Here is a 12,714-nt window from a genome sequence, read left to right as displayed (position 1 = left end):
AATCCCCCAGCTTGTGGCCGTGTTAACCACTAGCCCCGGGCATTCTTGAACGGCAGAAATAATAGGTGACTCATCCGGCGCGACGGCCATAGCGCCACTCCATCGGTCAATCACTGTCGAATGGTTAAAAGCAGGAAACTCTGCCCTTAGTCGGGCAAGTGACCTGTCTAAATCTTTGATATCCGGGCAGGCAACCATATCCCTGTTGCTCTCGAAAGGTGATATTTCATCCAGCTTCCAGTTCTTTTTTTGCTTAAATGAGTTGAGCAATTGTTCGTTAATTGACAGATGGACTGCGGCATCGGGCTGAGCCAGTAAGGGCAGATATTTATAGCCATATTTAAATGAGTCTTCGACGATAGGGATGACCTCAATGCGAGGCGAGGTAGCATAGGTCCCATCAGCCTGCTCGCGGAAAAACAGATTACCCGGTAAGGCAACATTCCCGCCAGGCAGCCCTACTGTGCCTGAAATCAATTGCTGGGACTGATATGCCGGCAGCGTTTCCAGATCCACGCCGAGGTTTTGCATAAATAAACGTGACCATGCCCCGCCGCAGAGTACAACGCGAGCTGTTTTTATCGAGCCTCTTTCGGTGACCACATCGGAAACAGCACCGCCCTGGGTTTCAATCCCCCGGGCGGCGCACTGCGTATAAATTCTGATCCCAAGTCTTTTGGCATACTCGGCAATCTTAAAGGTCGCAATTTCAGGATCGAGGCTGCCGGAATCCTCTTCAAAACCTGCCACCTTCCAGGTCGAAACAGCCCCGGTCAGACGCCGTTTTAACTCATTGCCCTCGATAATTCTGGTCTGAAGAGGATTCGTGCCCCCAACTTCCTCCTTCTTCCGGGTAATCCACTTCGTCACATTATCTAAGTCGTCGTCGTCAAAGGGGACTTCAACTCGCCCCTGGGTTCGGTAGCTGGTATCTGCCCCGATCATGGCATTCATCTCACGCCAATGCTGTTTCCCCAGATGATGGAGCATGAATGTCTGGCCTTCCATTTTATAGGTAATAAGCTGGCCATAAAAACGAGATGATTGCTCCCCTGCAATATTACCTTTCTCCAGAATAACAACGGATAATCCTTTTTTCGTCAGATTTATCGCTGTCATAATCCCAAGTATGCCCGCGCCAATCACGACGACATCTGCTGCCTTTGGAATATTACCTTCCGTGCCCGAAACAAAACCATATCTTGGTTTGCCTGCGACCAGTCTTCCCTCTTGTTTGAGCATTGGGGGAAGAACTCCGGCTACCGCACCTGCAGCGCATATAGCCGCCCCGCCTAATATTAACTTTCTCCTGCTTATATTCATACATCCGCCTTAGCAAGGTTGCTTTAGAGTTTAATAAGTTAATTTGGTTACTAATAAATAAAAGCCACTCGCCTATAAATGCAATTATATAAACAGGCGAACAGTTTTATTTTTTAACGTCATCTCGCCATGATTGCGTGGTGGGGGTATAAACTACCTTAAGCGTGCCGGAGTAACGCCCCTGGCTCTTTGATGATATTTTGAACTCCGGCACTCTGAAGGTTAATGGTGCCGGCACGCATTGAGCCAGGCCGTTTACGCCAGGCAGATTGACCAGTTTAGTTTTAACTTTCCCTTCATCTGCACTTACGCCGGTCCAGATAATCGGCTCGCCATTTTTAACTGTTTGGGCCCCGCCTGTAAGGGGGTTGATAACAGAAAGATTGTAATCAAGCCGTTTGTCAGGATCTGTGGATGCACCCGGCGCGTATATTGAAAACTCTCCGGTTTTTCTTCCCGGCGCCTGTTTTCCTTCATCCGTGAATAACAGACTTATCTGGTTTGAACTTGAGTTGCTGCCATCGTATAAACACATATCTATTGTCCTGTGTGCATCAGCCATGGCCGTGCGATCGCCAAATTTTTTTATTCTTAGCCCAAGATCAACTAAGGGTGTTGATGCGCCATATTCAGGGAAATAAATTTGCTGTGTGCCATAGTCGGTTATTTTTAGCGAAATATTTGAATTCCATGTGCCAAATTTGCTGCCGCTACATCCCTGACTTGCCTGATTTTTCCCCGGAGCTGGACAATCTCTAACCCATTTAGTCAGATACATTATCAAATGTGCATTCCATGTCCCAGGAGTTAGCTTTAAAAGCTCCGAGCGATTTATCTTCAGTGAGAATGTAATTGGATTGTCAGAAGTATAAGTCGTGGAATTCCAGAGGCTTACTTTAAGTGAGGAAGGGATTCTCTTTGCACCATCGAGCGTTAAATTTACAGCCTTTCCGATCTTCTGATTAGTGAAACTCAATACTAATTTTCCATCAAAAAGAGGGCCAGATATTCCATTACCCCAATATGGATTTGTTGGGCATGCTCCGTTTGCAGGATCGGTACGCGTATAACAAGTTAAAGTATTATTTCTATTTTTATTAACCTCAGCGCTATTGGCGCTTCCGCCTGGGGGGGACATGCCACCAAAAACATTATCAAAGATAATTACTGAGTCTGGTAGTGATGCTTTATCCATTGTGGCTTCGGCACTAAATTCATGCGAGGGGGGCGCTATTTCATCGGCCCGCAGTGCGGGCGTGTACAGACCATAAAATATCGTTGTAGTCATCAAGAGTATGAACTTGATAAAAGAGTTCGAGAGCATTTCAGGTGTTTGCTTTTTGAGGGGCTCTAAAATAAGGCACATTAAGCATTACTCCTTGTTCATAGCCGTGGATTTGGTCTGCTGCGTCATTCCCGCGGTCATTAACTCAGCCTGTTTTTGTTCGGCTGCAGGTAAACTTGCCAGCTCTGTGCGTTGGCATGATGTTGTCCCCACATAGCGAATAACATCCCGCATCACGCTAACGTTCATTCTGCATTGCCAGTAAGCGTTGTCTTTCATTACGTAAAGGGTCTTAATATTGTTTGCTGTCTCAAGCGTAAAGTTGCCCCTTCCTAAAGGTGTCCATGACATAACATTTAATGGAATGGCCCCTTCCAGCGGTCGTCTGTCGTTATCCATTAATCTGCCAAGCCATGTATAACGGGCATCGACTTTCACTTCTCTGTTAAATGTTTTTCCCGGTGTCATAAAGACTTTTCTTGCACCCGTTCCTTTGCTTATCTCGCTGCTTATGCCTGCGGAGGAGGCCTGTGACTCAGTGACATCAATCGTGCTTTCCCTATAACCGGGAACGGTAAAGAGCGCCCGGCTGTTGCTCTGGACGTCACTTCTGCCGCTGTTATCTACTGACACATTCACACGTGACTTTTCTGGCTCGTTGTCCTCTTCCACATTGACGGTTATTGCCGAAGATGGGGCTCCACCGCTCCAGCGGCCGACAACAAACCCTTTCCGATCGAGGATCAGTGATGAGCTGTAATTGCCGCTGCTATTGAGGATGTGCCCGCTTGTCGTGCGATCCCATGCATCACTTAGGGTCAGTGAGCCCGTGCCGTACTGGCCTCCCATACGCCCATAAACTGAAGACGTAACGTTATCGGTGTTCACGCCATTGAGTGATATACCCGTCTCATTTTCACCGCTCTCATCGCTATATTGGCTATAGGCTGCGTTATACCCGAGTTGGGTATTACCTTGTTTACTGGCCTGCCAGCTAGCTCCCCCAGAGAATGAACGGCGCTTTCCGCCCACGTCATTGCGGCTGCCTGAGAAAGATAATGTGATGAAGATGCCTTTGTCCTGAGCGTTAAACGCGCTTTCGTTTCTTATAAAAGCATTCAGGCTGGAGGTGAGGTTGATATCACGGATGTTAAAAGTACGTGTGACACCCGCTTGCCAGGTCCTGCTGCGGGAATGGGTCTGATAAATCTTTTCCCATGGAACACCCGCCGGGTTATGGGGATCATAATCGACCAAATCCCTGCGGTAGACATAGCGGCCCTGATTACTGTTAAGCGAATAACCCAGCGTGCCGTACCATTTTTCAAGCGGGACTGAAAGCATCACATTTGTACTTTTATAGCAGCCGTTAAAACTGTACCGGTGCAGTCCCTGGGCGTTACATTGAGCTGCCGTCATTGCACTACGATAAAAGCTCAAGGAAAAACCATCGTTGTAATTGAGTTGCTGAATATTGCCTCTTGATCCTTCGCTCCCGTGCAGATAGCTCGCTCTTGACGTCAAGAGACCGTCCAGCCAGCCTGAGTCAAAACCATGTGACCAGTCAATAGCGCCCTCCCAGTAGCTGGCGCTATTAAACAGTGCCGTACCGGCAGTCAGGGCAGTGTTGTTATTTATCGGTAATTTGAGCCCGGCCTGAATTACCTGCTTATCGGTGTCGTTTTCAAGCGAGTCATCCGTATCCGGCGAGCCCGCCTGGAGAAACCACTGCGGGGTGATGGATGAAAAACCGCCCAGGCCGGTATAAGGCACCGTCTCGGTCCTTACCAGTTGATTATCCTCATATACCCGGAGGGTTAATGTGTAGCTGCCCATCGGGAATGAACGGGTGTCGAGTTCCTGTGGTCCGGATTTTAAATAGAATGAAGCGAGTAGCTGACGATCTCTGTAAGCATCAACTCTTGCCTCTCTGGACAGAAAAATATTGACCGGTGTACCGGAGGAAACATTATCCATATTGACCCAGGCGAGGGTGGAGCCGACTCGTATCCCACGCATTTTCCCCAGCGGTAACTGGCTAAGGTTGATATTCCCACCGCTGTTACTAAAAATATCCTGCGAATCCATAACGCCAGCCTGCACATAAAACCGCTTTAAAAAATCTTGCCTGAAGTAGGCATTATTGATGGCGGTATCATGGGTGCTTTCCTTGCCCGAACGTTGTCCCTGCCAGTTCCAGTCAACATTCAGGTAACCATTGTCCGTAATACCCAACGAACCATTGCCCTGCACTGAAGCTGACTGATAGTGCCTGTCTGTCACAAAATTAATATTTTGCTGGTGAATAAAAGCATTGCGACTTTCTACGCTGGAGACGTAATAAATATTCTTCTGCTTTTTTTCCGGAAGATAGTGGTTACTTATAAACAGGATAGTCCTGGCATTATTTTCGTCATAGATAATGTCGGCAGTATCCGTTTTGAGAAAGTCGCACCCAGGCGTGTCGCCGCTGCTGCTGCATGAAAGCTTGCTGTTACGGTTGAAACTTTTTTTTAGTTCTTTATGCAGCATTGCGTTGAGGTCAGGATTATCCGGATATATTTTATTGATGGCAGAAGCGACCGCGTCGGGTTGTAAAAACTGGATGTTTTCGAGGTCCACATGAGTCTGGAAAACCCCCAGAGGCTGACCATAAAGATAAACATCGGTGAGAACCGTTTGTCCCCTGGCAAGTTCCTCAAAACCCTGTGGAATGCGCATGGATGCATGAAGCGTGCATGATGCTGAATAAGCGAAAAATAAAAAGAAAACGGGTAAAGGCCGCATGTTCATCCCTGAACTCCCATTAGAAATGACAGGGTTAGCACCCTGTCATTTGAGTTGGCTAATTACTTATTTCCACCAGGCTTTTCTGCTGGGGCAGTGGCCTGCGTGACCACCATGCTTACGATCCCTGTGTAAGAACCCGCTGCAGCTACTGGCCCTGGATTGTCCTGTGCAATCACCAGAGGCATGGTTGAAGAACCGTTAGCAATCCCGCTCGGGAAGGCAGTGGCGTATTCCAGAGTGATAGGGGTGGTAGACAATTTTGTACCATTAACAGACACGCTTAATGGTATAGCATTGCTGCCATTAGCATCTGTCAGGGCGGGGGTATTAGCCAGGCTGACGCTGAGTGCTTTATCTTCTTTGTTCGACCAGAATTTAATATTTTCTTTATGTGCCGCAAGTCCTTTCCCCGGCAGATATTGCATCGCAACGGAAGAAGGGAGAGGAGAGCCATCGGCATTGGTAACGTCAACCGTCGGGTCAATATCTGCTGTTACCGTAATATCCCTTTGTACAGCATTAGCGCAAAAAGTGGTTGCCAGAAGGCCGCCTAAGCAGAGCAGGTTAAGTTTGTTTTTCATTTAACATTCCTTTTGTTGTTTTCCCGTTTCCGGGAAGGGTTAATTCGTCTGCGATGCAGACAATGGAGCTTCTTCCATTTTTTTAGTAATCCAGTTGAAATATTTAATTCGATATGTTTTTGCGTGTGAGAAGGTCATCTTCGGAATGTCTACCTCCATATCCGGATAGACGGTGACGACTTTCTTTGTCCATTGGCACTGGCCGTCCCGATGACATTCTCCCACCTCTTTGATAGGAATACGGATGCTTCCATCATTAAAAACCTTGCCGTTTTTTGGATTTATCTTTAGGCTCACGGTCACATTTTTAGGCGCTACGTGGATCAATGCTCCCCAGACAATATTCACGCCAACGTTGGCGCTGTTGTTGCTTTTTCCATATTTGTCTTGATCCAAAAAATTGTTTTCATTTACGCTTTCAAAATAAGCTCGCCATGTGGTTTCCTTTTGTGGCGGCTCGACGGAAACAAGCCTCACAACTCTCTCACTGGCTGAAGATAGGGCTATTTTTCGTGGCGTAATAATGAGTCCCGCTGGATTGTCGGCCAACGTTTCTTTTTCACTCTCTTCCATTGTGCCTGGGTTAAGCACTTGCTTGAGGCTTACTCTAATAAACTGAACGTCAGTATCCTGAGATATTACTTTTATTTTTGATGCGCCATTCATCCCTACGGAAACCTCCATGGGGTAGACATACATGGCAGCATTTACCCTACTGCTAACGGACGCTAACGACAGGATAATAATGGATGCTGAACAAATGAAAATGTTCTTCATAGGTATTTCTTCCCTGTTAAGAATTAGCTCTTTCCATGATGGATAAATATCGATTTCGTTGAGAAACTAAGCAGATTCTAGAGGACAAATTGACAGCGATCAAGTATTTTGATCGTCAAAACCGATCGGTTACATATTACTAAATAGGCAAAACCTATCAATCAGGAGGTGTGATCGATATGTTTTTTGGTTTTTTAGTCTTATAAATCATAAGAATTTTTGGTTGATGATAAGGATTATCTAATATGAATTTGACGATTTATCCAAATAAAGATGCCTATTTCAATATAGGATTGAAGTACGTTTTAAGTCTGTTTAAGGAGTGTGATTACAGCTGTGAAAATATCATTTTTTTAAACCTTTCAACATGGTCAATGAAACAGTTAGTGGTCAATGATTGGGTTGATTGTAATATGAGTGAAAGAACTGTAATAATATCTCAGCCCAATCTTCTACCGCTTGCTAACTATTTTTCTGGCTTGCGGGATAACACCTGCGTGGTCAGCCTTGATAGTATAAAATTAACGCGAAAAAACGCTGATGACATTGCCAATGAACTGTCTTTTAAATCCTTTAGAAGAAATAGTGTTACATTCACAAAGAAAGAGTATCAAATATTAAAAAACTTACTTGTTAATATTCCTTTAGGGCTAGAAGCCTTTCATTTAGGGGTGTCAACCAAAACGGTTTATAGTTTGAGGAGAAATGTTGCAAATAAGCTAAGCATCAGAAATATAAGGGATGTTTTGTTTTGGTGACTGTTTTGTCTTTCTGATTAATGGCATTTTTATTTATTTGTAACCTTAGCTCTTTAACTATAAATTCACCTTTCTACTTTATGATGTAGAAAGGTGTTTCCATTTGTCTTGATGTTGCTTTTAGTTATGTGCGCTTATACTGAATTAACTCGTGGTTTTTTGTTTTTTATATAGTGCGCGTGCGCTATTGATAAGTTTTATAAGATATTTTTATTGCATTTTGAACGAGGGTTTTTTAATTAGTGGCATAGGTTTTTATTTTAAAAGGTGATCTTGTAAGGCACCTCATGTTGCAGGTGTCTGAGTTTAATGCCTGATTTTATCTTCTGATTTTGCTATGTTTTATTGTATCATCGTTTAACTATCTTTTAATTAATGCTTGGGTGTTTATTAATTTTATGAGCTAGATGGCGTCATACGTGGAAGGCTAATTAATCTCGCTGATTATTTCCGGATAAGACAAATGAGTACTTTGCGCAGACACTCTCCAGACCCTTATTTTTCTGATGTTCAGCAAATGCCAGTGAGGCACAAATAAACATAAGTTATTTGCTCGTGCCCTGAAATACGATGAACAAAGACTGCTTATTACCCGCTGATAAGGCTTTTGGGGAGTGATAATGCCCGTGTATCAAGTCAATCCGAATGTGCTCTGCAATAGGTTAATTAACAAAAATCATCCTGTTTATGATTTAAATTGTGCTCAGTATAACCCTGTTTTTTAAATGGGAACTAAACAATGAATATGCAATGCGGCAAACCGTTAATAAGTTACATTTCTCTACATAAAAATTACAAAAACTCATTTTCCACCATTTTGAAATGAGAGATTCTAATGTTTGGGGAGTGATTATTTATGCACGGCAAAAGGATTGTTATTTAGTCAGGCATAATGGCATTCGGGTCTCCATGTAAACTTCACTGTTGTTTAATAGCCTGGACTTCTACTGCAGGAATAACTTGATGAAGGTATGCCAAAGTTTTTGCCGTAAGGGAGGCAAAAGCCACATTGCGACCTAAACCGCGGGCATTGCCCGTGTATGAAATAACTCATCCCTGAGTAGAGGGCCTAACTGGCCATGTCCGGGAATGTGGCAAGAACAAAGTGGAGTACCCGAGCGCCATCCAGTGACGCATACGGCAGACTTTCTATCACGGCAATCGGTCGTCGTTCGCCGACCGTGGCCTTGATTTCGTCGAGCTTGTATTGAATGTGTGGTGCTAGCAGAAAAGCATCAAATGCAGGCTGGACGCTGGCAAAGCTATCCAGCCCCACGGCGCTGACCAGCAGCTTATAACCTCCATCGTCCGCCACTTTCTGCATTTTCTTCGCCAGAGAATGGGCTGTATTCCCGAACAAGCAGCATATGAGTAACTTTGTCATGAGTATGTCCTCTTGATAACTGAGGCATACACTATTCTTGATGTTAACCATAAAGTGTGTGTGGGTTCATATTTTCAGACAAAACTGCCAGGTATAGCGCTATGCCCAAATTGCCACCGACAGGCACATTTTGGCGAACTTGAACTGGCCAAAGTAAACGTTGCTATTAAATAACAACTCGAGTGCACTATAATCCCGGCACTAAAAATACCTCAGGGAATTTATAATGAAGTCAATTATTGCTGGCAGCACCATCGTTGGGGCTGCGCTTATCGTTTCATCCTTAATTAGTTCCGGCCCGGTTTTATTTAAGAGTGAAAATATTATTTCCGTCACCGGCGGTGCAGTGAAGCTCGGTAACATCTACGATGAACACAAAGTTGTCTCCGTGAAAATGATTTTTGATGACAACGTCGCAAATCAGGAATTTTTGGAGCAGGCGAATGCGGATGATTATAAAGTCGCCTTTAAAGGCAAACTCACCGAGCTGGCGGATTTAATCAATAAAGGCCGCAAAGAAGACGAGAAAACGACGGCAGAAAGTCTGAAACTGACTAAAGCCGCAAAATTAGAAATCACCACCGCAGTAAGGTACCGCAGCGAATACCAGCCGGTATTCACCCTGGTGCTGGGCACGAAAATGGTTGATTTACCGGTTGGCACACACCTCTACGCAAAAACTATTGAATCTATGGATGCCTTCCTGAAGGAGCAGAAACCGCAGTTTGACTCAGCGCTGTACCTCAAAAAGTAGGGCATTGAACCTGGGTAAAACCCCCTTCGCTATGCAGAGGCGGTTTTACCCAGGTTGTGCATTGTTAACGGTCATGGATCCCCGAAGCCTGGATTAAGACTCCATTTTGCTTTTCACCATCCCACCGTCAATCAGCAGATCCTGGCCGTTGATATAGGCGGCTCCGGGGCCAGCCAGAAACGCAACAACCTCACCAATCTCATCGCCGTTGGCAAAGCGCGAGAGTGGAACTTCTTCACGGCGGCGGCGAGCTTCATCAGCCGGGAGCATCTCTTCGTTAAAGAGTGGCGTATTGACGTAACCGGGGCTGATGGCGTTCACGCGGATCGCTTTATCTGCCAGTTCCGCCGCCAGGCTCTGCGCCAGGTTAGCCACTGCGGCTTTAGTGGCCGCGTACAATGCCGCCGAGCCCATCGGGCGATGGCGGGTCCAGGAAGCATTAATGAGCATCGTGCCGCCAGGGCGAATCAGCGGCAGACTTTTCTGCAGGGTAAAAAAGACGCCTTTAAAATTGGTATCCACCTGCTGATGAAAATCCTCTTCAGTAAATTTACCGAATGATTTGAATATGCCGTGGCCTGCGTTAGCAAAAACAATATCAATCAGGCCCACGCGCTCTTTTATTTCGGTCATCAGACGAGAAAGGCTGTCGAGGGAAGTCACGTCCACGACCATAACGCTGGCCTGAGGCCCCAGCTCTGCGCAGGCTTTTTGCAGTTTACTCAGATCGCGTCCGGTAATAATAACCCGGGCGCCTTGCTTAATCATGGCTCGCGCGCTGGCGAGCCCAATGCCCGAGCCACCGCCGGTGATAAGCGCAATTTTGTTTTCCAGGTTAGGTGAGTAAGTCATTGTTACGGTCCTTAATGTGTCGTGTGTTGAATCAGCGTGGCAATGTCGTCGTAATGCCAGGTGCGTGCCATATCGAGCGCTGTACGGCCATCATAGCCACGTATGTTAGTGTTCACTTTCGCTGCCAGTAGCACAGCTGCAGCATCCCGGTGCCCATGCCAGACGGCATCGTGCAGCGGCGTATAGCCGTTGTTGGGGCCCTGAAGATCTTTAATGGCATCAAAACCCGGCGCGGCAGCTAAGAGACGAAGTATCTCCGCGTGTCCCTGGTAGGCGGCCTTATGGAGGGGAACGGCCTGCATGTAGTGGTCGCCGAGAGTCTGATCGGCACCCAGTTGCAGGAGTGTGGCGGTAGTTTCTGCCAGGCCATCGCGTGCGGCGATAAGCAGTGGCGTGTGGCCGTCGTTCCCGGAGGCATCTACCGGCCAGCGAGCGTTTATCTGGCTGGCGTCAGGAGACATCGCCAGAAGCTCCTGGGCGATTTGCGTGTCGCTCAGTGTCCTGCCCACAAGCAGTTTGAAAACCTCCAGTTTTGCTACCGCAGCTTGTTTATTTTCGGCATAGCCAGCAAAGCACTCCCGAATCGTTTGCTGCTGCGCTTTTGCGAATTCGTCGACTGCCACCGAACCGAAGCCAATAAACTGCTCCGCTTTCAGGCCAAAATAAGATGAAATCTCCGGGTTAATCTCTTTAAGAGATAACAACAGCCTGACCATGTCTGGCTGGTGATGCCACACCGCAACCATTAATGGGGTTACGCCGTGCTGCGGTGTTTGCAAATTAATAAACGCGCCTGCGTTAATAAGTTCATTGGCTATCGCCGTATTATTTCCCTGAACCGCAAGGTGCAGAGGGCTATTGCCCATCAAGGGATCCAGCGTATTGACTGAAACGCCCTGGGCCAGCACTTCACGGACACCGTTTATATTTCCATGGATAATATTTTGAAAAAGCGGCATTAACATTTAAACCTCAGCCAGTCGGAATGCTTTATTTCACGAGGGGCAGTATTGGCTTTTTCACATTGACGAACAATGGCGGTTTACTTCAGAATCAATAAGTATAATTTATCGATCGCAAGGGAGAAAACATGCTGGAACTCAGTGAAATCAAGGCATTTCTTGCGCTTGCGCGTCATCATCACTTTGGCAAAGCGGCGGAAGAGTGTGCCGTTTCGCAGCCCCGAATAAGCCAGCTCATCAGGGGTATCGAAACGAAAATTGGCGGGTCGTTATTTAACCGTACCAGCCGACAGGTCACGCTCACTGTATTAGGCCAGCAGCTTTTTACTTCACTCGAGCCGGCTTATGGCAGGTTGGAGGCGATTTATTATCAGGCTCAGAACGCTGCCAGAGGAGTAACCGGCATTTTGCGGCTGGGATTCATGGGGTCGGGCGCGAATGAACTAATGGCGCCTTTGCTGACACGGTTTCGGGAACGCTACCCCGATTGCGATATTGAACTGGTGGAAACGTCGTTTTCCGATCCTTTAGGCCCGCTTCGGCGTGGAGAGGTGGATGTGACCCTAACACGCCTGCCGGTACAGGAAACCGATCTTACCGTTGGGCCCGTTATGATCTCCGAAGGCTTTATTCTGGCCGTCGGTTTGCAGCATCGTCTCGCGACCCGCACTCACGTTAGTCTCGAAGAGTTAAAATCCGAGACCATGTTTGCTATCACCGGCAATGCCCCCGATTACTGGTGGGATCACCACGTGCCGAGGGAAACACCCTCCGGTGTGCCAATTTCAAGAGGCGCAAAAGTGGGCAGTTTTCAGGAGCTGTTAACGCTGGTGGCCGCGGGTAAGGGGGTGTCCACAATGGCGGCCTCCGTTGCCGTCTATTATCCCCGGCCGGATATTAAATACATTCCCGTGGTTGACGGTGGGGAGAATGAAGTGGCGCTGGTATGGCGAAGCGGGGAGCAGCTTTCACGGATAAAAGCGTTAGTTGATGTAGCCAGAAGCCTCCTGGTTACAAGTCGATAAACGCCAGCTTGTCCGCCACATAGTGACTTGTGTTTCCGCTGTTTGTTGGCGGCGTAGCCGTACATCTTCCCTTTATCACCATTTATATTCATCGCTACCAGAAAACAGCCATTCACCGCAAAGTTGTCATAACTCCCCCTGGTCAGGCTTATCCGGCAGTAGCCGGAATGAACCTGACCAAATTTGCGGCAATGAATGAATACAGCAGGCCATTTATTTACTC

General features: G+C 46.8%; 11 protein-coding genes. 3 read left to right on the top strand and 8 right to left on the bottom strand.

Translation table 11 applies throughout. The features are described 5' to 3' along the window. From CNE01S_RS15050 to CNE01S_RS15030, 5 genes are all read right to left on the bottom strand, one after another. Window positions 1-1,323 (bottom strand): NAD(P)/FAD-dependent oxidoreductase (locus tag CNE01S_RS15050; protein WP_061277137.1); only part of this gene is annotated, 1,323 nt, incomplete at its 3' end. A gap of 106 nt (window positions 1,324-1,429) precedes the next feature. Next, on the bottom strand, window positions 1,430-2,689 hold the full coding sequence (locus CNE01S_RS15045; protein ID WP_061277136.1) for a CblD like pilus biogenesis initiator family protein: 1,260 nt from the start codon (window positions 2,687-2,689) through the stop codon (window positions 1,430-1,432). 6 nt (window positions 2,690-2,695) lie between these two features. Continuing rightward, window positions 2,696-5,395, bottom strand: coding sequence for a TcfC E-set like domain-containing protein (locus CNE01S_RS15040; protein WP_245874321.1), 2,700 nt, complete (start codon window positions 5,393-5,395; stop codon window positions 2,696-2,698). 62 nt (window positions 5,396-5,457) lie between these two features. After that, on the bottom strand, window positions 5,458-5,979 hold the full coding sequence (locus CNE01S_RS15035; protein ID WP_061277135.1) for a CS1 type fimbrial major subunit: 522 nt from the start codon (window positions 5,977-5,979) through the stop codon (window positions 5,458-5,460). 39 nt (window positions 5,980-6,018) lie between these two features. After that, window positions 6,019-6,756 (bottom strand): hypothetical protein, encoded by a 738-nt coding sequence (locus CNE01S_RS15030; protein ID WP_061277134.1) that lies wholly within the window; start codon window positions 6,754-6,756, stop codon window positions 6,019-6,021. 245 nt (window positions 6,757-7,001) lie between these two features. Between CNE01S_RS15030 and CNE01S_RS15025 the strand changes: the two genes are divergently transcribed. Beyond that, window positions 7,002-7,514, top strand: a complete 513-nt coding sequence (locus CNE01S_RS15025) for a helix-turn-helix transcriptional regulator (RefSeq protein ID WP_061277133.1) — start codon at window positions 7,002-7,004, stop codon at window positions 7,512-7,514. Between the two features lie 1,069 nt (window positions 7,515-8,583). Here CNE01S_RS15025 and CNE01S_RS15020 read toward each other — a convergent pair. Further along, the gene (locus tag CNE01S_RS15020) at window positions 8,584-8,898 is read right to left on the bottom strand and encodes a PTS sugar transporter subunit IIB (protein ID WP_061277143.1); all 315 of its coding nucleotides are present in this window, start codon (window positions 8,896-8,898) and stop codon (window positions 8,584-8,586) included. 226 nt (window positions 8,899-9,124) lie between these two features. Here CNE01S_RS15020 and CNE01S_RS15015 point away from each other — a divergent pair, with 226 nt between their 5' ends. Further along, window positions 9,125-9,652, top strand: a complete 528-nt coding sequence (locus CNE01S_RS15015) for a hypothetical protein (protein WP_061277132.1) — start codon at window positions 9,125-9,127, stop codon at window positions 9,650-9,652. Between the two features lie 93 nt (window positions 9,653-9,745). Here the strand turns inward: CNE01S_RS15015 and CNE01S_RS15010 are convergent, their stop codons facing one another. Together CNE01S_RS15010 and CNE01S_RS15005 are read right to left on the bottom strand one after the other, a co-directional pair. Further along, window positions 9,746-10,504 (bottom strand): SDR family NAD(P)-dependent oxidoreductase, encoded by a 759-nt coding sequence (locus tag CNE01S_RS15010; protein ID WP_061277131.1) that lies wholly within the window; start codon window positions 10,502-10,504, stop codon window positions 9,746-9,748. An 11-nt stretch (window positions 10,505-10,515) separates the two neighbouring features. Further along, window positions 10,516-11,469, bottom strand: coding sequence for an ankyrin repeat domain-containing protein (locus tag CNE01S_RS15005; protein WP_072279153.1), 954 nt, complete (start codon window positions 11,467-11,469; stop codon window positions 10,516-10,518). A 125-nt stretch (window positions 11,470-11,594) separates the two neighbouring features. On the opposite strand from CNE01S_RS15005, the gene CNE01S_RS15000 reads away from it, so the two are divergent. After that, window positions 11,595-12,491: a LysR family transcriptional regulator gene (locus CNE01S_RS15000; protein ID WP_169799415.1), complete on the top strand. Its 897-nt coding sequence runs from the start codon at window positions 11,595-11,597 to the stop codon at window positions 12,489-12,491. Window positions 12,492-12,714: the final 223 nt, after the last annotated feature.

Source organism: Cedecea neteri NBRC 105707 = ATCC 33855 (assembly GCF_001571265.1).
Taxonomy (GTDB): Bacteria; Pseudomonadota; Gammaproteobacteria; order Enterobacterales; family Enterobacteriaceae; genus Cedecea; species Cedecea neteri.
Note: the sequence above shows the minus strand (reverse complement) of the source record. Positions and strands in the feature narration are given on the sequence as shown.